Below are 22,699 nucleotides of genomic sequence, written 5' to 3' on the forward strand. Positions count from 1 at the left end.
AGGCCGTAAAGCGTCACACTGCTCTGGGCATGCGCAGTCCCCGTCAGGATGACCAGCGCGGCGCCGGTAAAGAAGTACTTCTTCATGTGCTGCTCCAGTCAATACCGAAAGATGGATACTCCTGGAATGCTTCACACAGAGCACTGCCTACCTGGCGGCGGGCGTCTCGCCAGAAAAGTATAGAGTGTTTCAGACAGCATGCAGCGGCAGCGTGCGCGCGGGTTATCGACACGGCGGTGAGTGCGCAAGCGTCGTCATTTGTAGCCGTGGTTGTTCGCATCCCCTCGACCACATCAATGTTTCCCGACTGTCGCCTGACCGTGCGCCCGGCGCCTATCTGGTTCAGCGCGCCGCGAAAACTGGTTTCGAGACTCTGCGCCATTTCGCCCGGGCGGAACTGGCCGTTCGTCGCATTGACCGAACTCGCGTGCCGCCCGAAGTTGTAGATCGTGTCCGCGAAGACGCTCCAGTCACCCCTGCGCGCCTCGCCTTGCACCATGACGGCGAATTTGAGGTGCTGAAGATAGTTGTACGGTCCCGTGGACGCATCCGCGTCCCGCCCCGCCGTGAGAAACACAGCACCCTGACGCGCCGTCACGTGCGCGTCGGTTGATGACACCGTCGGGCACAAGCCGTGATGGCAAGCCGATGAGCCTCCATCCTGTCCTTTGTGGCACGGGGAAGACCGACTCGGCGCTGCAAAAACGTTTGAACACGCGTTCCGGGTACGAGATCAAGGCCGATTGATGCATTCGTACCTTGAATGCATCGCCGCGAGGATGCGCGACCAGCGCGCAGGCGATGGACACGGAACCGGCTCATGCCGACGCAGACGCACGGTAGCAATGCGCCGTCGCGCCGTAACTGTGGATACCATCTGTTTGCGTCGATCTTCACACTTTTGCCCGTGTCCGCATTGGTCCATTGACTGCGTTCGCCATCGCGCTTCGTTGAGCAGTGAATCCATACCGAGCTGCTTCACGTGTGACAAGGGCGTATCGTTGAGGAAGTTGATATGCCGGCCGGTGCGGCAACGACATGGAGCAGAGCGCCGCAACAGACGCAGCGCGTTCGCACCACACGTTCCGGGCCGAGAAATGGCATACCAGCCTCCAGTAGCTGTTTCGCAAAGCCATGCTTGCCACCTGGCGACACCGGGCGCGATGGCGGCGGCGTCTGCTTGATGCGGGAGACATGATGAGCGTGGCGAAGGCGTTCCGCCTCCGCGCGTAAATCGACGCATCGCGCCCCGTACTGAATCTTTTCGGCATTACCAACCAGGACTATATGCGTACGCTTGGCTATGCGTCCACGGCTGTAACCGTGAGAGAGTTTCTCGAGGAACTCCATAAAGAAGGCCGGAAAGACGCTGATCAGTGGTTGCACTCGGAGTCATATCGTTCCGTTTTGGCGACCACGTCACCCAGCTCCGGACTTCCGACGCCTCACACGTCTATGGAAGTTTTCCGCCGGCAACGGTGCCCAGGAACCCAACCGCGCGCCGGCTACGCGCCTGTCCGCGATCCTGAATGCGGCCGAGCGGGTGTTCGGCGAGCATGGTTATGCCGGCGCGAGCATGCGAAACATCGCGGACGAAGCGGGCGTCGCGCAGGCGCTCCTGCACTACCACTACGCGACCAAGGACAAGCTCTACGAGGCCGTATTCGAGCGGCGCTCGTCGGCGATCAATCAACACCGTGGCAAGTTGCTCGACGACCTGTTCGCGAGCGAACGCACCGCCACCGTCGAAGACGTGCTGACGATCGCCTTCACGCCGCTGTCAGAGATTTTTCATGGCGAGGATGCCGTGAATCTGGCACTTTACGTGCAGCTGGTGGCGTCGGTCAGCCTCGGCAGCGACGAGCGTTCGCGGCGAATCCGCGAGACTTACTATGACCCGATTGCGGAGCGAATCATCGACGCCCTACCTACGGTCGTGCCTGGCATCGCACACGAGCAGGCGGTGTGGGCGTATCTTTTCTCCGTCGGAGCGCGGCAGCAGGCCCATGCACTCAATGGCCGGGCGATGCGACTAGGCGCACAGGACCGCGCAAAGCAGTCGACAGCGCATTATTCGGACCTCGTACGCTTCGCGGCCGCGGGCATTCGTGCGTTGGTTCGCAACGAAACAAATGTCAAAGCGCTATCGAAGAGTCCCGGCGGCCGTGTCGCCAAACCCCCAAGCAACCGAAAGGCTTCGCCATCGCGTACCCACTGACTTGCACAATGCGCCGTTCAAGCGATGCGCCTTGTTGGCCCAAGGCGACTCGACGGTCTGCACGAGTGCCTTGCACGGCACCAAGCGCTTCACCTGGTCGAAGGAACTCGCGCTGCCCCGTCTATTTTGTCGACAGGCGCTAAGCTGATCTACTTCGGGACAGTCTTGCAGACCTCCTCAGGCATCGGCTGGTCCACGGCGGCATCCCAGACCCCCATCGCGTCGGTCACGGCCTTCTCGATGACGGCATGCCGCACACCATCGCGGGCGAGCACAGACAATCCCTGGAAAAAGCAGTCGAGCGCGATGGACAGCGATCCCGGATCGGTGCTGCTGCGCAGTTCTCCACTCTTGATGCCCCGTGCTACGCAGGCGCGGAAGCCGGCGCGCGTGCGAGTGCGCACCTCACGGAGCAACTGGGTGACGGCTTCGCTGCCGGTGGAGCTGGCCCCGACAACGCCCAGCGCGACCATACAGCCTTTCGGGTGGCCACTCTCAGTCTGCATCCTTGCCGACCGGAGCAGCGCCAGGAACACGCCCTCCCGTGGCGGGAGCGACGTGTCATGGAGACTACGGGTCACCTTGCCATAAATCTCCATGTATCGCTCCAGCGCCTCCTTGTACAGCGCCTCCTTGGACTCGAAGGCCGCATAGAAGCTGGGCGCGGAGATGCCCCCGCCGATCGCTGCCTTCAACTGCGACAAAGACGTCGATTCATAGCCATGTTCCCAGAACAGATGCATCGCCGAAATGATCGCCGCATCGCGGTCGAACGTGCGTGGCCGACCCCGCTGAACCATGGACATCCCCCTCAGTCGAAATATACATACTAGTCGATACACAATTCAGGAGCAAGTCCCGACTCATCACCTCTCGTGCATGACGGCAGGCCATTCAAGAAAGCGGTTGACACCGCCTTCCGTATTCCTTTAAATGTGTACCACTCGGTATGTAAAGTCGGAGCAGCGCGGGGTCACCACACGAACTCCGCATTTTTTTAGTTATTTATGTACCACTCGGTATGGAATAAACCAATGTCCAAAGAACTAGAAGCACGTCTTGACGCCATCGAAAGCCGCTTCGCCATCGATGCGCTGATCGGTAACTACGCCGAGGCATTCGACACCATGAACATCGAGTTGCTGGCCGCGCTCTGGCACCCCGATTCGCGACTGCACCTTGGCGCGAACGGCAACTCCGACGGACTGGAAGCCATCCTGGCGCAAGCACGCATCAACATGAAACGCATGCCCCATATGCATCATTGGATGGCGAATGCCCTGATCACGGTGGACGGTGACAACGGCCACGGCCTGGTGGCGGCGGACTGTCTTTTTTACGACGTCGATCAGGGCGCGCTCCAGGTGAGCGGCCAATACCGCGACATCTATCAGCGACGCGAAGGCCGCTGGGCATTCCTGGAGCGCACCTTCACCATGCACTACGCCACGCCGCTTCAGAACTGGCACCCCATCGCGGGAACGGAACGCTTCGGCCGCCCGGCTTGACGCGGCTCACGGCCGCCGAGACTTATGCATATGACAACCTCTTCCACGCGTCGATGGTCAGCGTTCGCGGTGTTGCTGGTGGGCGCATTTCTGCCTCCGCTGGACTTCTTCATCGTGAACGTCGCCCTGCCGTCCATCCAAGGCACTCTCCACACGAGCGCTGCGGAGCTGCAACTCGTCATTTCCGGATATGCCGCGGCCTACGCGGTCTTCCTAATCACAGGAGGACGGCTAGGCGACCTCTTCGGCCGGCGCAGGATCTTCCTGATCGGCGTCACGAGCTTCGGACTGACATCGGTGATCTGCGGCCTCGCATCGTCGCCCGCCATACTGATCCTCGGGCGGGTGCTGCAGGGCCTGAGCGCCGCCGCCATGGCGCCGCAAGGACTGGCCTCCCTTCACGCCCTATTCCCAGAGAAGGAGCGTGCGCGCGCCTTAGGCCTCTACGGCGCCGCGGTGGGGCTAGCCGCTGTAGCCGCGCAGGCGCTCGGGGGCGCGTTGATCTCTGCGGACATCCTTCACCTGGAGTGGCGCGTCGTCTTTCTCATCAACTTGCCCGTCGTCGCCGCCGTCCTGATCTTCGGGCTGCCGTTGCTACCCGACGTCCGCGGTGACAGCCCGGCACCTGTAGACCGGATCGGGGTGCTGCTCTGCGCGCTCACGCTCGGACTGCTCATCGTGCCTCTGGTCGAAGGGCGGGAGCTGGATTGGCCGTGGTGGGCCTGCGCAATGCTCATCGCGTGCCCCGTCGCTGGGGTTGGCTTCTGCCGATATGAGATGGCCTACGCCCGCCGAGGCGGCGTGCCCCTGATCAGCGTGGAGTTGATCCGCAGGCCTGGCCTGATGAGCGGACTTACGGGCGTCCTCTTCTTTTACGTCGTCTCTGCTTTCTTCTTGACATTCTCCGTCTACCTCCAGGCGGCACTTGGCATGAGCCCATTCGAGACAGGGCTGGTTTTCCTGCCGTTCGGCGTCGGCGCCTTCATCGGGCCACTGACGACTCCGCTGGCCATCCGCCTCTTCGGCGACCGCGTCTCCGCCATCGGCATGATGCTCGAGGTCGCGGGCTGCATACTCCTCGCCGCCCTCGTGGCCGGCGTGCCCGGACGGATGCCGGCTCAGTTTCCGCTGATCGGGGCGGTAGCTCTCTTGGGATTCGGTCAGGGCTGGGCACTGCCAACGCTGGTGCGCTCGGTTATCAATCGCGCACCGGCGACCGGTTCCGGGATGATCGCGGGCATCACGAATTCGGCGTTGCAAATCAGCGCAGCACTGGGAGTGGCGGTCATCGGCGGCGTCTTCTTTAGTGTCGCGGGGACTTCACCGGATTCGACGACCCTGGCCAGGGCACTGGTCGTCGCAATGATGTGCATCGGCGGCAGTCTGACCATTTCCGCCGTCCTGTCTATCGTCGCTTCAAGATCAAGCGTTCATGCCGCTCCAAGAAGGACCGCGCCCCGTTGAGTCCAGCCCGCCATCATCACTCGCGGGAAGGGGAACATCGATGCTATTCCCCATGGCATGCGCGGAGCTGGAAGAGTTCGCGACGGAGGTCGCCGCCGCCACGAACAACGAAGTGAAGATTACCGTCCATGCTGGCGGTCAGTTGGGCTTCAAGGGACCTGAAATGCTCGGTGCGATCCGTGACGGCCTCGTGCCCACCGGCACGTTCATGTTCTCCCAGCAGGTAGGCACTTCCCCCGTACTGGGCGCGGGCTCCGTACCTTATCTCGTGTCCGGTTTCGACGAAATGAAGACCTTCTGGAAGTTAGCGCGACCGTATTTCGACGGGGAATTCAAGAGGTTTAACCAGAAGCTGCTTTTCACCATCGCCTGGCCGGGGCAGAACGTCTTTGCGAAGACCGAGTTGTCGAGCGCGGACACATTCAGGTCGATGAAAATCCGCACGACGGATCGCAACGGTAGCGACTTCTTCCGGACTCTAGGCGCATCGCCTGCGCAAATTCTTTGGGGCGAAGTCGTGCCCGCGCTGCCGACGGGTTGGTGCGCAACGTCCACTTAGACTGTTCGGTCGTGATATCGAGAATCGAATCGTGGCTCTGCAGCCGGCCCTCGTTATTGACGAGGATGTCGAGGCCGCCCATGCCGTTGACCGCGGTATCCACAAGTCTCACGCAGAAGGACTCGTTACGGATATCGCCGGCAATCGCTATCGCCGTCCGCCCCGCCGCCTTCACTAACTGTACGACTTCGCGCGCATCGGGCTCTTCGGCGGGCAGGTAGACGATTGAGACGTCGGCGCCTTCGCGCGCAAACGCTATAGCGACCGCGCGGCCAATGCCCGAGTCCCCGCCAGTAATCAAAGCCTTACGGCCAGCGAGCAGGCCCGCGCCGTGATAGCTGTTTTTTCGCCATGGTCGGGGCGCGGACTCATCGCGCCTGCCAAACCGGGCCACGGTTGCTGCTGCTCAGGAAATGGCGGATGCAGATAAAGGCCGCGTGGATCACCCGGCAATGCGGTAGGAGACGCAGCGGTCACGGCGGGACCGCTTGCGCTGTCCTGCGCGAGCGTGGTTCCTGCTAATGCCCGTTGCCATCCCTGCGGCGGCTCCCTGCATCAGCTTGCGGAGAGAGAACGACGGACTATCGTCTGCTATGACGTTTGCTCCTCGATCTGACCGGGATGAGCAGCACACCGCATACGTTATTCCCTTACCGTTAGCTTGACGCCGCACACACGGCTGCAACGCACGTCGTCCCCCTCCCGCCGACTCGCTTCAACTGGCCGGAGCGTCCGGCTTTTCCGTGTGCCCTCCGAAATCCTTGCGCATCGCCGAGAGCACCCGGTTCGCGAAGTCCGCCTCGCCGCGCGACGAGAAGCGTGCGAACAGCGCTGCGCTCAGCACCGGCACAGGCACGCCTTCGTCGATCGCGGCGTCGATGGTCCAGCGCCCCTCGCCCGAATCCGATACCCTTCCCGCGAATTCCCGGAGTTCCCCGTCGCGCGACAGCGTACCTGCGATCAGGTCAAGCAGCCACGAACTGATCACGCTGCCACGCCTCCACACCTCGGCGATGTCCCCAAGTTTCAGGTCATATTGATAGAACTGAGGATCGCGCAAAGGTGAGGTTTCAGCATCGATTTCGCGCGATGCCTTGCCGGCGTTCGCGTGACGCAGAATGTTCAGTCCCTCCGCGTAGGCCGCCATCATCCCGTACTCGATCCCGTTGTGGACCATCTTGACGAAGTGACCCGCACCCAGCGGTCCGCAATGGAGGAATCCCTGTTCGGCGGTGCAATCGTCCTGCTGGCGTTCAGTTGTGCGCGGCGCGGCGGCGACGCCGGGCGCGAGCGCGGTGAACACCGGTTCGAGATGCTTCACGATGTCCTTCTCGCCGCCGATCATCAGGCAATATCCACGTTCGCGGCCCGCGACACCGCCACTCGTGCCGACGTCGACGTAATGCAGTTTTTTCACGGCTAGTGCGTTCCCGCGACGGATGTCGTCGTGATAATGGGAGTTGCCGCCGTCGATCATGATGTCGCCCGGCTCTAGCAGCGGCACCAGCTTGTCAAGCGTGGGGTCGACCACCGCGGCAGGCACCATCAGCCACACGGCGCGCGGCCTCTGTAGCCTCGCAACCAGCTCTTCGAGCGACGACGCGCCGGCAATGCCATCCTGCTGGAGACGCTGCACCGCTTCGGGCTGGACGTCGAACACGACGCACTGCTGACCGGCCGTCGAAAGGCGCCTGACCATGGCGGCGCCCATACGCCCCAGTCCAATCATTCCAAGTTGCATGTCCCACTCCTGAAGTTAGTTGCGAGCGAAACGGCGCACGTACGGCCGCCTGACACGCGCGACATTGCGTCCGACGCGAGCGCAGTCCCTGACCGCATGACGTGTTCTTAGCGGGCGCCCACCGAGAAAGTTCCGGTCGTTCGCGCTGGCGCGTACCGCCGCGTTTGCTTCAGCGCTGCCCGAGAGTAACGGGGCGATTTGGCTACCCCTAGCGGCCGGCGGCGCGCCCACCATAGCCTTGAGATCGTCAGCGGCGCCGAGAATCACCAACGCGAGAATCCTTGTGGGTCACCTCTACGTCGACGATCTGGCCGTCGTCACTAAACGCACGCGGCTGTCCATGAAGCTCTCGAATCTTCCACCAGATGTAGCCGGCGACAATCGTGCCCACCCCGAACAGCACTGCGAGCAGTATCAACGAAAGCATCGCAGCCCCCACAAGCACAACCGCGCCGACGATGACGGCCAGCAACCGACCGAAAAAGCCGGAGCCGACCCGGAGCTGTTTTTCGTGTGTCACGCGCCGCGGCGGCGGTCCGTCGTTTCTCATTACCCGTCTCCTGGTCGCCCGCGCAAAGCGGCCGGCGGTCGTCACTCCCTAAAACTGAATGTGAACCGCTGACGGCGCCGACGCAAGCGAGCCCGGCGCGATCACATGTCCGTCGCAACCTGGAGCGCATGACGCATGCGCAAAGCGCGTGGCGCGTTGCCCGTGATGCTACACATGCACACCCATTGCTTATTGGGCACAGCGCCGTCCCCCCTCTTTTCGTGCGGCCCGGCACTCTCGCGGACAACTGTTGAATAGAGCGCCTGATTTGCCCTAAAAAAATATTTAGCCGTGTATATACAACCCGTTTGAAAAATGACGCGATAACGCTGGCGCCCTGCATGAATGAAGCAGTTTGTGCCCAGAGAACGGAGCCATGGTTTCCTTCTCTTGCTGACGAGCGAATCGAGCGTCGCTGTACGCGCCGAGCAGCGCACGGTGTTTTGTCGATTGTCTACTGGCAGCTTGTCGCGCCCACCCGACTGTTCGGCTCGGCGCGCCGCCGTCCTGGCGGCGGCACTGTGCTCCTACGATGCTGGGCATCGCAGACGACGAGGACTGCATCAGTCTCACCGACGTGCGCTCGTGCGATCCCCGGGAGACTGAAGGTCTCTTGACGGAACGGAAGCGGTTATCCGTCGCGTTCTCTGGCTGTGACGCGTAACATTTTTCGACGCTACCTGTCATCGCCGATTGATCTCCGCTTTTTCGCGACGGACGAATCGCTGGGCACTCAGATGGTCGGATGCAGATCGCGCACAGGGCTGACCGATTCGAGCAGCGACGCCACGTGAAGAATGGTTGATTCATCCTGCCAACTGCCGACGATCTGCACGTTAATCGGCAGGCCCTCCGTGCTCGTGCCGAATCGCATTGAGATGCCAGGCAAACCCGTGACGTTCAATGGCACAGTTGCGCCCTGAAGATAAGTCGCATCTACCAAGTGACCATCGATCGCGAACGTGTCCACGCCGTGCTTGTGAGCCGGGATGGGAAGCACATGCGTGATCAACGCGTCGTATGTCCGGAAGTATTCGGCGTATCCGTCCCGAAGACGCTCGGCAGCCTGCTCGGCATCGATATAGTCCTTCATCGACGTATCGGGCAACGCCAGCATCGTTTGGGCCATCTTGTAGAGTTCGTCCTGACCGCGACCTGCTGTTGCTTCGGCGAAAGCCGGCTTCATTTCCATGACGTGCAGGCGGTTGAAGACATCGAGAGCGAAGTCGCGCTCCAGCGCAGGAATGCGCACGGGCTCCACGAGAATGTCGAAGTTCTTGAGCGCCTTCGCTGCTGCCTCAACGGTGGCGGCAACTTCCGGGTCGACTGGTCCGAAGCCGGGCCCCACCATCCAGCCCACTCGCAGCGGACGGTCCGCAGACTGACGCAGGCCGGCATCAAACGGGACGGTACCGCTGGCGAAAGCATCGTGCCCATCGGGACCTGACAGCTGCGAGAACGCGAGCGCCAGGTCGCGAATGCTGCGGGCCATCGGACCCACGTGCCAAAAGCGGCGCGGAGCGCGCGGCCAGATGCCTGTCATCGGTACGCGTCCGTGAGTTGCCTTCAGCGAGGCGATGCCGGTCTGAGCAGCTGGCCCGCGCACGGAGATCGCCAGATCGGTGCCAAGTCCAAGCGGCGACATTCCTGCTGCAATGGCCGCCGATTCGCCACCGCTCGAGCCGCCCGGCGTGCGCTCCAGGTCCCACGGGTTATTCGATCGTCCACTGAGCAGGTTGTCGCTTTCGATCCAATATGAAAATTCCGGCAAGTTTGTTTTTGCGAGGAGGATGCCACCCGCTCTTTTCAACCGCGCAACGCTGGTCGCATCGGTGCCAGGGATGCGTCCTCTAAAGATCGGCGAGCCACGCTGAGTCGCCACGTCGGCCGTGTCAATCGAATCTTTGGCGGTGAAAGGCACGCCGTGCAGCGGGGCCAGAGCCTTACCCGACAACACAGCCGCTTCAGCAGCCTTGGCGGCTTTGAGCGCATCGTGCGCGACCGTAACAACGGCGTTAACTTTCGAGTCGACAGCGTCGATGCGGTCAAGGTGCGCCTGCACAACTTCCACCGGCGAGACTTCGCGCATGCGGATGAGTTCAGCGAGACGGGTAGCGTCGAGATAGAACAGTTCCGAGGTCATGATTGTTCCGTTGCCGTTGCGGTTGATCGAATTACGTAGCGCCTACCGAACATTAGTTAGGGTGCATGGGCCAGAAAAATGCCGCTATTCCTGCGACACCAAGATATCAACCTAACGTTTGTTAGGGATGACTTTAAGCGGTACAATGCGTCGGGTCAACCATTTTTTACCAAGGCTGTGATGACTGATGAGGCCATCGCCCGCTCAGGGGACCGGATCCTCGCGGCTGCGACAAGAATGGCGCAGGCGCACGGGTACACCGGACTCAACATTCGAGAACTCGCGCAGGAGGTCGGCATTAAAGCGGCCAGCATCTACCATCATTTCGCGAGCAAAGCGGACCTCGCGGCGGCGGTCGCGCGACGATACTACGAAGACGCGGCCGTTGCCCTAGAAGAACTCTCAGCGTCGTCAAGCGATCCGCTCGTCAGTTTGCGTCGTTACCCGGAGACGTTTCGCCGGTCTCTAGAGTGTGACAACCGCATGTGCTTGAGCAGCTTTATGGCCGCGGAATATGACGATCTGCCTGACGCAGTCAAAAAGGAAGTGCAGACTTTTGCTGACGTCAACGTGGCCTGGCTCCGTAAGTCTTTGGAAGCGTCGGGCGTCGTCACTGCCGAGGGGAGCCAAGAGCGCGCGTGCGCTATTTACGCCGCAGTGGCCGGCGCTCAACTGATGGCGCGCGGCCGCGCAGACATCGCCTTGTTCGACACCTTGATGAGCAGTTACAGGGCGGTCGGATTGTTGCCCGGATAGGAAGTGCTCTGAACTTCGCGACGAGTGCGATCAACCTCCACACGCAACGTTCTGAGGCCGAAGCCGTCATTGATAGCCTCGACTACCGAATCGCTGAGGTTGCCTGAAGTTGCCAACTGCTGCGCGACGTGATTGGCCGGCCACTTTGCCGTTTGCTTCCGCGCGGCAATGGCCGCTTCTTCCAGTGTTACCGTCGCTCAACTGCCTTCACGAGTGGCTGCCTGTATGACCGACGATGGCCGGCAAGCGCCCGCTCACCGGCCGACAGCTATCAGACTTCGGTTTGCTCGGCCATCTCCAGCGCGTCGTCCACCCCAATACCAAGATATCGAACTGTGCTCTCGAGCTTCGTATGACCGCGCGCAGGTTCTTGGTGCGTCGATAGATCAGGGCTGCCTTCGTGCGGCGCATCGTGTGAGTGCCATACGCGGCATCATCAAGTCCAATTGATGCGACCCAACGATGCACGATGCGTGCATACTGACGCGTCGACAGGTGCGCGGACGCGTGCAGGCGACCCGGAAACAGATAGTCGGTGGGCTTCAGCCCACGTGCCGAAATCCAGCTCGCGACACTCTGCCGGGTCTGCTCGGTGATTCGAACTGTACTGGCCGCTGCGTCTTCTGTTGCATAAACGTCGCTCGCGAGACCACATGCCCTCCAAGGCAAACGTCCTGGACCTGCAAGCGCGTCAAATCGCACGCCCGAAGCTTGCTGTCGATCGCAAGGTTGAACATCGCCAGTTCGCGGGCGTTGGACGACATCTGCAGCCTCGTTCGAATCCCCCAGATTTCCCGAAGCTTCAACGGAGGCTTCTGACCGGTCAACCTCCCCTTGTTCCACGGCACACGGCGAGCGCCGGAAGAAGTAAGCGTTTCCATGACAATCTCCTCTTCAACGAAGGGAGATCGATTGTGCGCTTGGTGGAGTGGTCAATCTTCGACTCCAAGCAGCGAATGGCTCCCCGCAGGTTGTGCGTCCGCTTTCGAAGTTGAAGCGGGCCCGTCCCGTGCCAACGCCGAATGATCGAAGGCAGTCGACCGAGCCTTGAACGATTCTTCCAGGTGCGTAAGCCGTTTGCGTTTCTCCGTCCGCTCACTTTAATGCTCCCTCGCTTTATGCCTCCCTGGAATGACTGTTATCGACGGCGCCTGCCTTCTTTGAAAAAGCGCTGACCCTCATCATTTGCTCACCGTCAACCAACAGGAGCAACACGATGAGCAACTTCCAAACCTACACAATCGACACCGCACCGGCCGCCTCGAAGGCCAGCCTCGAAGACACGAAGCGCGCCTTTGGTTTCGTCCCCAATCTTCAGGCGAATATGGCGGAGTCGCCCGTGCTGCTGGCCGGTTATGCCGCGCTGTGGGACCTGTTCTCGAAGAGCACGCTGACACCGCACGAACAGCAGGTGGTCTACCTGACCTCGAACTTCGAGAACAACTGTCACTACTGCATGGCCGGTCACAGCACGCTCGCAAAGATGATCAAGATGGACGCGGGTGTGATCGCTGCACTGCGCGCTGGCACGCCGCTGCCCGATGCAAAGCTGGAAGCGCTGCATCGCTTTACAACGCTCGTGGTGCGTGAGCGGGGTTTCGTCCCGGACGCGGATGTCGACGCCTTTCTCGCTGCCGGCTACACCCGTCAGAACGTCCTTGAAGTGATCCTGGGCGTGGCGACCAAGGTGATGAGCAACTACACGAACCACATCGTCCACACCGAACTTGACGACTTCATGGCCGGTAACGCGTGGACCAAACCGGTCGCTGTCGCTGCCGCTGCCTAAGCCGTCTCCGGGAGCCCTTACGGCTCCCGTCCGCGCCATAAACAAGCTCGCCGAGAAACCGCCATGTCCACGTTCGACCGCTATAAAGAAGCCTATCCCAATGCACGACTGACCCGTCACCGGAGCGCGTGCTCGAAGTCCGTTTCCATACCGAAGGCGCGAAGCTTGTCTTCAATGGACACACGCATGAACAGTTCACCGATATGTTTCATCAGATCGGCGAGGATCCGGATAACCGCGTGGTCATCCTGACAGGAAGCGGCGACGCATTCATGGACGCGATCTCGCCGGAGGGTTTCGATTTCTTCACGCCGCGTGGCTACGACAAGATTTTCCGCGAGGGCCGCAAGATCCTGATGAACATCCTGGACATCGAGGTACCCATGATTGCAGCGCTCAACGGTCCGGTCCTGCTGCATTCGGAATACGTCCTGCTGTGCGACATTGTGGTGGCGACGCCCGATACCATGTTCCAGGACATGCCACACGCGGCGTTCGGCATTGCACCTAATGATGGCGTGCATCTGCTGTGGCCGGAAATGATCGGCAGCATTCGCGGCCGGTACTTCGTGCTCACGCAGCAAAAGCTCGATGCTGCAGAGGCGAAGTCGCTTGGCGTGGTCAACGAGATCGTGCCTGCGGATCAACTGCTCAATCGCGCACATGCCATCGCCGCGACGCTCGCAAAGCAGCCGCCGCTCACCACCAAATACACCCGCATCGGACTGACTCAACGCCTGCGTCGTGTGATCGACGAAGGCATCGGCTATGGGCTTGCGCTCGAAGGCATCACTGCGGCCGAAGTGGCGCGCATCGCAGCAGCGCAGAACACCGCCTGAATCCACCCGTCCTTTATTCCTTTATTCCCCTCGACGGAGAACACTCATGTCACTGCAAGACAAACTCGACGCATTCCGAGCCGACTTCAAGGCTGGCAAGCCGCCATTCAACGCTCCTGCGGAGATTCATCCGGTGATGGAACGTGCCACGGCAGAACTGATCGCCAGCGGACAAGCTGGCCGCGCGATCAAGGCCGGCAACCGCGCTCCGCAATTCAACCTTAAGGATCAGGATGGCAACGACGTGTCGTCCGCTGCATTGCTGGTGAAGGGTCCGCTGGTGGTGACGTTCTATCGCGGTGTCTGGTGCCCGTATTGCAACATCGAATTGCAGGCGATCAACGACGTGCTGCCGCAAATTCAGGCTTATGGTGCGAACGTCGTGGCGATTTCTCCTCAGACGCCGGTCAATAGCCGTAAGTCAGTGCGCACCAATGAACTCGGTTTTCCGGTGCTGAGCGACGTGAACGGTCAAACCGGCGCCGACTTCGGATTACGCTTCGCATTGCCCGACTATCTTGTCGAGTTGTACAAAAACCTGAAGAACGACCTGCTCGCGTTCAATAACGATCCGAGCTGGACCTTGCCGATGCCCGCGCGTTACGTCATCGGACAGAACGGCATTGTGCTGTATTCGGAGGTCAATCCGGATTACACACGTCGTCCCGACCCGTCGGACATGTTCCCGGTTCTTGAAAAGGCGACGGCCAACGCCTAAGCCTTGCCGTTCAACGCCAGGCAATTGCCCAGGCCGCGACGGGGAACCCGGCGCGGCGCTTCAATTCCCTTCGGTTCTTAAAGGACATTTAATGACACAACGTACATTTCTCGTTACCGGCGCGACCAAAGGCATTGGCCTCGCGTTGACAGAACGGCTGATTGCCGACGGCCACCACGTGGTGGGTCTCGCGCGCGAGGCAAGCGATTATCCGGGCGAACTGGTCCGCGTCGATCTGGCCGACCGCGCCGCAACCGGAGCGGTGCTCGACGACCTCGTGCGACGTCATGCGTTCGATGGCGTGGTGAACAACGTCGCATTGGTCAGGCCGCAGCGTCTCGCGGAAGTCGCGCTAAACGATCTCGACGACGTTCTCGCGCTGAATCTTCACCCTGCCGTGCAAACGGTGCAGGCGCTGCTTCCCGGCATGCAGGAACGCGGCTGGGGACGCGTCGTGAACATCTCCAGTCTGACGATTCTCGGCATGACGCAACGCACGGCATATGCAGCGGCGAAAGCAGCGCTGGTGAGTTTTGCGCGTTCATGGGCACTGGAGCTGGCGGGCACGGGTATTACGGTGAATGCCGTCGCGCCTGGTCCGACCGAGACTGAGCTATTTCGCGCGAGCAATCCGGCCGGAAGCGACGGCGAGAAACGCTATCTGGCCTCGGTGCCAATGGGTCGCTTTGGGCAGCCCCATGAAATCGCCGCGACGATCGCGTTTCTGCTTTCCGACGCGGCCGGTTTCATGACCGGTCAGACGCTTTATGTCGACGGTGGTGCGTCAATCGGCAAGCTCGCTTTCTGAACGTGCGCTGTCGTTGCCCGTGCCTGCGGCACCGAGGATCTCTTCCACGAAAGCGACGAAGGCCCGCGCCTTCGCACTCACCAGACGTCCGGCCGGGAAGACTGCCCACAGGTCGATCGGGGGTAATTCCCAGTCGGTCAATACCGCCTGGACAGAGCCGTCGGCGAGTTCTGGCGAGAACATCCATTCCGACGCGATTGCCATGCCCATGCCCCCAAGGAGGGTCGTACGCATGCCCTCGGCGGCGCTCACGCTGACGCGCCCCGACACCACCACGGCCACTTCTTTTCCCTGTTGGCTGAACGCCCACGACTCGCCACCGCCTCGCAACGAATACACGATCACCTGATGCTGGCTGAGCTCCGCAGGGGTCTTCGGCACGCCCGCTTCGGCGAGATACGCTGGCGTGCCGACCACCAGCCGACGGCTTTGCGCGATGTGGCGTGCGGTCATCGTCGAATCGTCGAGGGAACCCATGCGCAGCGCCACGTCGACGCCTTTTTCGAGCAGATCGATGGTGCGATCGTCCAGTACGATATCGATCTGCAGTTTAGGGTGCCGGTCCAGAAACGTCTTCAACGCCGGCAGGATATGCAGCCGCGCGAAAGTCACGGCTGCGCTGATGCGCAACACGCCGGATAGGCCGGTAGACGCGTCGCGCGCGACATGTTCGGCGAGATCCACCTCTTCGATTGCGCGCCGCGCGTGTTCATAAAAGCGCTGACCAGCATCAGTGGGCGTGAGGCCGCGCGTCGAGCGCAACAGAAGCCGCACGCCGAGCCGCTCCTCGAGTTGCGCGATCGACTTCGAAACAGCCGGTTGCCCGAGCTTGAGTCGCTTGGCGGCAGCCGAGAACGAGCCCGCCTCCACGACGCTGACATACGTTTCCATTGCTGCCATCCGGTCCATGCCGTTGCTTCTCCAGGACCGTGAAAGTCCCTGTTGTGGTTAAGTTGTGGCTGAGATGTGTACAGGCGGAAGTCTAGCGCGTCAGAACATCGGGGCGATGAAATCGCCGATGATCGGGCTTTATCGTCTGACTCCCGTTCACGGAAGCAATCCGCAAATACAAGCGGCCCCGCCGCAGACGATCCTGCAGCGGGGCCGGTTTGCGATGCGTGCAGTCCGGTTCAGACAACCGGCGCGGCGCTATAGAAGGAATAATCTGTGTAACCGCGTGCGTTGCCGCCATAGAACGTCGAGCGGTCGTAATGGTTCAGCGGTGCCCCGACGCGCAGTCGCTCGGGCAAATCCGGATTGGAAACGAACAGGCGCCCGAATGCGACGAGGTCGGCGTCGCCTGCTTCGATCATGCGATGCGCGCTATCCGCAGTGAAGCCACCTGCCGCGATGATCGTGCCCTTGAACACGCGCCGCAAGTCTTTCGCCGCAACCGCGCACGCCACTGCGGCGACGTCATCGTTACCGCGCACACGCGGCTCGACGACATGCAGATACGCGAGACCATAGCCGTCCAGACGACGCGCGACATATTCGAACGTGGCAAGTGGATCGCTATCGGACATCGTGCCATACGAGCTTCCCGGAGAGAGCCGGACTGCGATCTGGTCAGCGTTCCACACCGAAGCGATTGCATCGATCACCTCGAACAGAAAGCGCGCCCGGTTCTCAAGCGAGCCGCCGTACGCATCCGTACGATGGTTCGAGCCGTCCTGCAAAAACTGGTCGGGCAGATAACCATTGGCGGCATGCAGTTCGACACCATCGAAACCAGCGTGTTTCGCCAGCGTCGCAGCGTGACGAAATTCTTCGATCACACCGTGAATCTCTGCCAGCGCGAGTGCACGCGGGACGACCTGCTCGACCTCGATAACGCGCCCGTTTTCGTCGTGAATTGCCGAGTGTTCATAGGCACGCACGGCAGAAGGTGCGACCGGCAATTTTCCGCCGATGTTGGCAGGATGTGCCTGTCGTCCCGCATGCCATAACTGCAGGAAAGATACGCCCGCCTTTCGCGTGCACGGCGTCAGTGATGCGTCTCCAGCCGCGTGCGTGTGCTTCGGTGTAGATGCCCGGTGCGCCCACATAGGCGAAGCCGAGAGGCGACACGGACGTCGCATCGGAAATCAGCAAGCCGCCTGCCGAAGCGCGCTGCGCGTAGTACTCGACCATCAGATCGCCGGGAACATTCTCCGCTTCGGTGCGCATCCGTGTGAGCGGTGCCATGACGACGCGGTGACTGACCGGATAAGGACCGACTTGAGTTTGAGTAAAGAGTGGGTTCATTGCGCGTACCTGAAAAAGAGAGAAGACCTGTGGATCTTCCGTGCACGCGCGATTCTGCAGAAGACAGCAACCGGCGATAGCTGTCATTCCTGCGGGGAATAGCGAAATACGCCGATCGCCGGGTGACCTGGGTCATTCCTCGCAGGAATAGCGCCTATCACTCGGGCCGGAGTTCACCGGAGATCGAATGCCGCGCACAGTTCGTCTCACGCCGAGCCGGCATCTCTCTTTCAGGATCACACGCCATGTACCACGTTCATGCATTTGCCACGCCCAATTCCGTCAAGGTGCCCATCGTACTCGAAGAACTAGGAATCGACTACACGCTGCATGCGGTCAACGTTCGAAAGGGCGAGCAGAAGAGCGATGCGTTTCTCACTTTGAATGCCAATGGGAAAGTGCCTGTGTTGACCACCGAGGACCGCGATTTTGTGTTGACCGAGTCTGCAGCCATCCTCGTTTATCTCGCCGAGAAGCACGGCAAGCTGCTCTCGCAAGAGCCGGTGCGTCGGGCGCGCACCTTTGAACAACTGTTCGTCCATGCTTCGGGATTGAGCCCGGCCTTCGGACAGTCGGGTTACTTCCTCAAATTTGCACCGCAGCCGCTGCCACACGCCATCGAGCGCTTCTGCAGCGAAGCGAACCGTCAACTGAAACTGCTCAACGCTATTCTTGCCGGGCAAGCATTCACCGCGGGCGATGAATATTCGATCGCGGATATCGCCCACTTTGGATGGATATGGCGACGCGCTTTTCCGAATTTGACGCTCGACGAGACGCCGCATGTGCAACGCTGGCACGACGCGATGCTTGCTCGGGCGGCCGTGACGAAGGCAATCGGGAAGCTCGAACGGCTTGCGAATACGAATGGGTGAACCGGAGATCCCGTTGGCGTACATTGACCGGCAGGAAATCGTACGCCTGCCAACTGCTCGATCATGTTTCATAAGCGATGAGCCAGTTTTGGATAGACCGCGCAAGGGCGCACTGGCCATTCCGCTGGCGGACATGGCCAGAAGCGATATCGCTTCTCGACAAGATGTCCGCTCTGGGAGGGCACGAGATTCCACTGGCCGCTTCACGGCGATGAGATTGAAGAGCGGGTTGACACAGCCCGACCTATCTCGGCCGATGGGCCGCGTCACTCCAAACACCCGCTATTCGATCGTTTGCTGCCGTACATGGCGACAGACGATCGAAGAAAACAGGCGCCGCGAACGCAGCTCAACATCGAGGAATTACCAAGGGAGGATTTGGCCGTGGCGATCGATAAACCGAAGGCCCGGCTTGCCTGCGTTGCGCTCTACCATGTCAGCAACCAGCGGGATGCTCTCCGAGATCTCGAGCGTCGCCTCAGGTCCACCCATCTCGGTGCGGACCCATCCTGGTGCCACCAGCAACAGAGCGCGCTTGTCTTCATTATTGCGCGCAGCGAACGCCGCCATAAGCATGTTCAGCGCTGCCTTGCTGGAGCTGTATAGCTCCCAGAACCCGAAGCACTTGCCGATACTGCCGATTTCCGACGACATGACAGCGATCACACCTTCTTCCATCACGGAGTTGTGAAAGATCTCGATGATCCGCATGGGGCTCAGCGCGTTCGTCAGCATCATATCGAGGAAGTCCTTTTCCTTAACCTCGACTGGCGTGAGCTCTTTTGCTTTACAGACCCCTGCGTTGACGAAGAGCACATCGAGCTTACGACCCTCAAGCCGAGAATGGAGCGCCTTGACAGATCCAAGGTCGACCACGTCGACCGTTTCAATTTCGAGCGTTTCCGGATAACGCTCCTGAAGCTGCTTCAGGCTGGAGGACTGACCGCGCGAAGTTGCGATCACTTGCCGACCTCTTCTACAGTACTCTTCAGCAAGGGCAAAACCGAGGCCTCGGGATGCGCCTACAACCAGGACTGTTTTTTCTGTGGTCATCTCAACCTCTCCTATGTACCCGTATAGCGACGTCGCTCTGACGTCGACGAATATAGCTTCGTGTGCGTGCCGAACTCTCGTCGATCTGGCTTGCGAATGCTTTAAGCAAGACGACAGGTCTCACGCACGCATTGATTGGCCGACGTGTACGCGAGGTGATGGCACGGCGCACGCGTGGCATCACGTCGCCTCAGTGATGCGCGAATAGCGCGATCTGCGATACCTTCGCGTTGACGCGACTTCCTGATGTGGAAAGGCCATCCGTCGCGCCGCCCACTGCGTTGACGGCATCGATATAGGTACCGGCAGCCGCACAAATCTGCGCTTCGGCAGCCAGCAGGTCGTCCGGGTAATGTGGATTGTTTCGACCGGGTTGATAACCAGCGCGCTCCAGTTGGACGAGTTCTTTGCGCACTTCGTCGCGGGTCACGCTGGTCCCATCGGTCTGTGCATATGCGGCTACAGGCAGTGAAACGGCGGCCGCGATGGAAACGGTGAGAAGGCGGATGTTCATGGCAATTCCTTTCTTTGGGCGAGGTGGAATGTCTCGATGAGGTGCATTCTCGGGAAACGCTGGCTGAAACGAAATGACATGGATGACACTAGATAAGTGACACTACGTCAGCAATCGTGCATGATTGCCATCGGCATCGAGTGCGACTGTCCGGTGCGGCGTTGCCGTGTCGGCTTCAGGCCGATCGCTCGCATTCAATCATTCGCATTTACCGCACAACCATGAGATCGGGTAGCGAGAAGCTGTCCGGCGGCATCAGCGTGTTCGCCGCCGTAGTCGATGCAGGGACGTTTGCGGCCGCTTCGGCAGCGATGGGCATGTCGCCGCCGGGCGTTAGTCGGGCGATCGCGCGACTCGAAAAGAGGCTGAAGATACGGCTCTTCAACCGAACGACACGTTCTGTTTCCCTGACGGAAGAGGGCCGCCGTTTTTACGAGCAGGTCATGCCTCACCTCGCGGGGCTGGAGGAAGCAGCCGCTGCGGCGGCGGGCGGGGCGGCGGCGGTGCGCGGAAAGCTGAGAATCAATCTGGATCCCATCTTCTACCGGACCATTCTCGGGCAACAGCTTGATGGCTTTATGGACGCGCATCCGGACCTGGAAATCGAGTTCATCGCGCGAGACAATCTTGGCGATCTTGTCATGGATGGCTTTGACCTCGCCCTTCGGTTCGGCGAACCCAAAGCATCGACTTTGGTCGCGCGAAAACTGCTTGATACCGGCGTGGTTACGGTTGCCACACCCGCGTACATCGCTCGCTGGGGACGCCCGGCAAAACCGGAAGACCTTGCCAGCAGAAACCACAGATGCCTTGAATTTCGCAACCCGGAGACGGGCAAGCCGTTCCCGTGGGAGTTCCACCGCAAGCGCAAACGCACCGTGGTTGACACCCAGGGGCGCCTCACGGTCAACGACCCCGGCGCGCTGCTAGGCGCATGCCTCGCCGGTTCGGGGATTGCCCAGATGCTTCGTCTCGTCGCCGAACCTCTGATTGCTGAGGGTCGGCTGATCGATCTCTTTCCCGATTGGGCGGACGAGCGGTTTCCCTTTTACGCCTACTACCCATCGCGGCACCACGTGCCGGCAAAGACGAGAGCATTTCTTGACTTCGTTGTCGGGTTCACGAGCGATAACTGTGCGTTGATGCAAGCTAGTGCTGCGGCGATCTGGTAAGGAGACGTTAACCGATCGTTTAAGCTGCCTCGTTAGCGGTCTTCTATGACCAGGCTAAGAACGTCTCGATCTGGCCGCATACGGTCCGACGGTGAGCCGACCACAGACGCTGCCGTCGGCCCGACTGCATCCGACAGAAGTCGACCCGAAGCTGCCTATCGAGTCGTTGTACCTTCAACGGCAGATATCGGACTGGAACAGCCATAGCGCTCGCTCATCTTTGGACTTGTCTACAGCCAGACCGACGTTCGACTGTCGGCGTTCGCAAGGCAGTTCTAAGCCGTTTTTCCGACATTCGCATTCTGGCGGTGACGAAAATTGCACACCACGAGCCGGTGCGTGTCTCGCCCCCGTGGCGGCCATCCGACTGCAAACAGCGAGCGACCGATACTGGTGCAGCATCGACCGTCCGGGCGTGACTGGGGCTTGGCGTCGCGCAGGTCGAACGCTCACGCCGAAAAGATGCCGCGGCATTAAACGGCGCTGTTCGACAACTAGTGAGTGGTTAAGCGGGCCGCTCGCGTTTGGCCCCCGGTTGCGTGAACTTTTCTACATCCCGCCCAACGGCTTTTCGACGGTCAGCTTGTTGGTCACCGAGGTCACCCCCGGGACGCCCTTCGCGATCTCCGCAACCTGATTGATCTGCGAAGCGTCGGTGACCGTGCCGCTCAGCGTCACCGCCCCGCTTTTTGCGATCACGCTGATATTGCCCGCGCTGATCTCTTTGTGTCTGCCGATGGCGGCGTACACCGCCCGGCGCAGTGCGCGATCCGCCTTCCGTCCGCTGACGGGCGCGGACGTAGCGGATGCGTCGGCGGCGCTTGCCGGCGTGCTGGCCGACTGCGGCTGTGCCAACACGTCCATCGACGTCGAAATGATCAAGGCGGCGAACACCAGCCCAACTGTATAAATCGTTTTCATGTGTACTCCGTTGAGGCCGATCGAAAATCAGAACGTGTGGCGAATGCCGAGCATTGCAGCCGTCGTCGACACACCCGGCGCGACGGGTGCGCCATAGATGATCGTCTGGTTCATGGTTCCCTTGTTGTCGACGTAGCCGACCTGCGCATAAGCCTTGGTTCTCTGCGACAGGTTGTACTCCGCGCCAATGGCGAATTCGCTGGAATGATTCGAAGAATTGTTCTTGTCCTTCAGGTAGTAATAGCCCGACGTGACCTTGAAGCGCGGACTGAATTGATAACCCAGGCCGCCCGACGCCATTTCGAAGTCCGCGGTATTGCTATGCGCCGGATTTTTGCCGATCGCGTACGACGCGGAGAACGAGAATCCGCTGAGCGTGTACATCGCGCCGAAATAATAGAAGCGGTTATTCGCAAGACCGGTTGCGGGCACGGCGGGCGCGGCAGGATATGTCAACGGGAACGGATTGGTATCGTGCCCGTTGTAGTAGACCGCCGAAAGGTTCAGGCCGTAGTTCGAATACTTCAGCACGGCCGACTCGCGCGTGCCCCCCCTGGAACTGTCCGCCCACGCCGCCCGGCGCATATTCGAGCGCGACCGATGCGCCATAGAACTTCGGCGAGTTATAGACGAGCGCATTGCTGTCATAGAGCGCGCCGATCGGCGCGTTGGTGCTGGTGCCCGGCCATCCCGCCGCCTGATTGATGCCGAGCCAGGCGGTCAGCATACTGCCGAAGTACTGTGCGCCGCGCACATCGGTTTCAGCCATCGCGTAGATCATCGGGATGATCTGCCGGCCGGCGTCGAACGTGCCGTACGGACTG

General features: G+C 60.7%; 20 protein-coding genes and 4 pseudogenes. 11 read left to right on the forward strand and 13 right to left on the reverse strand.

What is annotated here, in order from left to right; translation table 11 throughout:
• Positions 1-82: 82 nt before the first annotated feature.
• A complete protein-coding gene (locus H3V53_RS36605; RefSeq protein WP_336601999.1) occupies positions 83-619 on the reverse strand; it encodes a hypothetical protein in 537 nt (178 codons plus the stop codon).
• A 906-nt stretch (positions 620-1,525) separates the two neighbouring features.
• Here H3V53_RS36605 and H3V53_RS36610 point away from each other — a divergent pair.
• Entirely contained in the window at positions 1,526-2,218 is a 693-nt protein-coding gene (locus H3V53_RS36610) for a TetR/AcrR family transcriptional regulator (RefSeq protein WP_336602014.1), read from the forward strand.
• A 149-nt stretch (positions 2,219-2,367) separates the two neighbouring features.
• Here the strand turns inward: H3V53_RS36610 and H3V53_RS36615 are convergent, their stop codons facing one another.
• Positions 2,368-3,024 (reverse strand): TetR/AcrR family transcriptional regulator, encoded by a 657-nt coding sequence (locus H3V53_RS36615; RefSeq protein ID WP_336602000.1) that lies wholly within the window; start codon positions 3,022-3,024, stop codon positions 2,368-2,370.
• Positions 3,025-3,252: 228 nt separating this feature from the next.
• Here H3V53_RS36615 and H3V53_RS36620 point away from each other — a divergent pair, with 228 nt between their 5' ends.
• The 3 genes from H3V53_RS36620 to dctP are packed head-to-tail and all read left to right on the forward strand — an operon-like array spanning position 3,253 to position 5,749.
• Entirely contained in the window at positions 3,253-3,726 is a 474-nt protein-coding gene (locus H3V53_RS36620) for a nuclear transport factor 2 family protein (RefSeq protein WP_054925185.1), read from the forward strand.
• 24 nt (positions 3,727-3,750) lie between these two features.
• Positions 3,751-5,190, forward strand: coding sequence for an MFS transporter (locus tag H3V53_RS36625; protein WP_419539677.1), 1,440 nt, complete (start codon positions 3,751-3,753; stop codon positions 5,188-5,190).
• Between the two features lie 52 nt (positions 5,191-5,242).
• Entirely contained in the window at positions 5,243-5,749 is a 507-nt protein-coding gene (dctP, locus tag H3V53_RS36630; RefSeq protein ID WP_336602015.1) for a TRAP transporter substrate-binding protein DctP, read from the forward strand.
• Here dctP and H3V53_RS36635 read toward each other — a convergent pair.
• The 4 genes and pseudogenes from H3V53_RS36635 to H3V53_RS36650 all read right to left on the reverse strand — a co-directional run.
• A pseudogene (locus H3V53_RS36635) lies at positions 5,727-6,344 on the reverse strand (SDR family NAD(P)-dependent oxidoreductase); the annotation flags it as partial. The gene dctP and the pseudogene H3V53_RS36635 overlap by 23 nt on opposite strands.
• A 120-nt stretch (positions 6,345-6,464) precedes the next feature.
• A complete protein-coding gene (gnd, locus tag H3V53_RS36640; protein WP_336602002.1) occupies positions 6,465-7,490 on the reverse strand; it encodes a phosphogluconate dehydrogenase (NAD(+)-dependent, decarboxylating) in 1,026 nt (341 codons plus the stop codon).
• A gap of 247 nt (positions 7,491-7,737) precedes the next feature.
• A complete protein-coding gene (locus H3V53_RS36645) occupies positions 7,738-8,040 on the reverse strand; it encodes a Tim17/Tim22/Tim23/Pmp24 domain-containing protein (RefSeq protein ID WP_336602003.1) in 303 nt (100 codons plus the stop codon).
• A gap of 733 nt (positions 8,041-8,773) precedes the next feature.
• Positions 8,774-10,183: an amidase gene (locus H3V53_RS36650; protein ID WP_336602004.1), complete on the reverse strand. Its 1,410-nt coding sequence runs from the start codon at positions 10,181-10,183 to the stop codon at positions 8,774-8,776.
• Positions 10,184-10,363: 180 nt separating this feature from the next.
• On the opposite strand from H3V53_RS36650, the gene H3V53_RS36655 reads away from it, so the two are divergent.
• Positions 10,364-10,939 (forward strand): TetR/AcrR family transcriptional regulator, encoded by a 576-nt coding sequence (locus H3V53_RS36655; RefSeq protein ID WP_054930696.1) that lies wholly within the window; start codon positions 10,364-10,366, stop codon positions 10,937-10,939.
• Between the two features lie 271 nt (positions 10,940-11,210).
• Here H3V53_RS36655 and H3V53_RS36660 read toward each other — a convergent pair.
• Positions 11,211-11,820 (reverse strand): annotated as a pseudogene (locus tag H3V53_RS36660) (tyrosine-type recombinase/integrase).
• A 335-nt stretch (positions 11,821-12,155) separates the two neighbouring features.
• Here H3V53_RS36660 and H3V53_RS36665 point away from each other — a divergent pair.
• From H3V53_RS36665 to H3V53_RS36680, 4 genes are all read left to right on the forward strand, one after another.
• Complete coding sequence (locus tag H3V53_RS36665) at positions 12,156-12,728, forward strand: carboxymuconolactone decarboxylase family protein (RefSeq protein WP_336602005.1); 573 nt, start codon at positions 12,156-12,158, stop codon at positions 12,726-12,728.
• A 128-nt stretch (positions 12,729-12,856) separates the two neighbouring features.
• Positions 12,857-13,567 carry an enoyl-CoA hydratase/isomerase family protein gene (locus tag H3V53_RS36670; RefSeq protein WP_336602006.1) on the forward strand — a complete coding sequence of 237 codons (711 nt, stop codon included), beginning with the start codon at positions 12,857-12,859 and terminating at the stop codon, positions 13,565-13,567.
• Between the two features lie 46 nt (positions 13,568-13,613).
• Positions 13,614-14,285, forward strand: coding sequence for a peroxiredoxin-like family protein (locus H3V53_RS36675; protein ID WP_336602016.1), 672 nt, complete (start codon positions 13,614-13,616; stop codon positions 14,283-14,285).
• Positions 14,286-14,376: 91 nt separating this feature from the next.
• Positions 14,377-15,093, forward strand: a complete 717-nt coding sequence (locus H3V53_RS36680; RefSeq protein WP_336602007.1) for an SDR family oxidoreductase — start codon at positions 14,377-14,379, stop codon at positions 15,091-15,093.
• On the opposite strand, the gene H3V53_RS36685 is transcribed toward H3V53_RS36680, so the two are convergent.
• A complete protein-coding gene (locus tag H3V53_RS36685; protein WP_336602008.1) occupies positions 15,070-16,002 on the reverse strand; it encodes a LysR family transcriptional regulator in 933 nt (310 codons plus the stop codon). The genes H3V53_RS36680 and H3V53_RS36685 overlap by 24 nt on opposite strands.
• Before the next feature lie 221 nt (positions 16,003-16,223).
• Positions 16,224-17,340: pseudogene (locus tag H3V53_RS36690) on the reverse strand (alkene reductase).
• A 245-nt stretch (positions 17,341-17,585) separates the two neighbouring features.
• Between H3V53_RS36690 and H3V53_RS36695 the strand changes: the two are divergent.
• Positions 17,586-18,215: a glutathione S-transferase family protein gene (locus tag H3V53_RS36695; protein WP_336602009.1), complete on the forward strand. Its 630-nt coding sequence runs from the start codon at positions 17,586-17,588 to the stop codon at positions 18,213-18,215.
• Positions 18,216-18,578: 363 nt separating this feature from the next.
• On the opposite strand, the gene H3V53_RS36700 is transcribed toward H3V53_RS36695, so the two are convergent.
• Positions 18,579-19,268 carry an SDR family NAD(P)-dependent oxidoreductase gene (locus tag H3V53_RS36700; protein WP_336602010.1) on the reverse strand — a complete coding sequence of 230 codons (690 nt, stop codon included), beginning with the start codon at positions 19,266-19,268 and terminating at the stop codon, positions 18,579-18,581.
• Positions 19,269-19,458: 190 nt separating this feature from the next.
• Positions 19,459-19,782 carry a DUF4148 domain-containing protein gene (locus H3V53_RS36705; protein ID WP_336602011.1) on the reverse strand — a complete coding sequence of 108 codons (324 nt, stop codon included), beginning with the start codon at positions 19,780-19,782 and terminating at the stop codon, positions 19,459-19,461.
• 221 nt (positions 19,783-20,003) lie between these two features.
• Between H3V53_RS36705 and H3V53_RS36710 the strand changes: the two genes are divergently transcribed.
• On the forward strand, positions 20,004-20,954 hold the full coding sequence (locus tag H3V53_RS36710; protein ID WP_336602012.1) for a LysR family transcriptional regulator: 951 nt from the start codon (positions 20,004-20,006) through the stop codon (positions 20,952-20,954).
• 549 nt (positions 20,955-21,503) lie between these two features.
• Here H3V53_RS36710 and H3V53_RS36715 read toward each other — a convergent pair.
• Both H3V53_RS36715 and H3V53_RS36720 read right to left on the reverse strand, forming a co-directional pair.
• On the reverse strand, positions 21,504-21,875 hold the full coding sequence (locus H3V53_RS36715) for a BON domain-containing protein (protein WP_336602013.1): 372 nt from the start codon (positions 21,873-21,875) through the stop codon (positions 21,504-21,506).
• 27 nt (positions 21,876-21,902) lie between these two features.
• Positions 21,903-22,699, reverse strand: a pseudogene (locus tag H3V53_RS36720) (porin); the annotation flags it as partial.

Source organism: Paraburkholderia bengalensis (assembly GCF_037126505.1).
GTDB lineage: Bacteria > Pseudomonadota > Gammaproteobacteria > Burkholderiales > Burkholderiaceae > Paraburkholderia > Paraburkholderia bengalensis.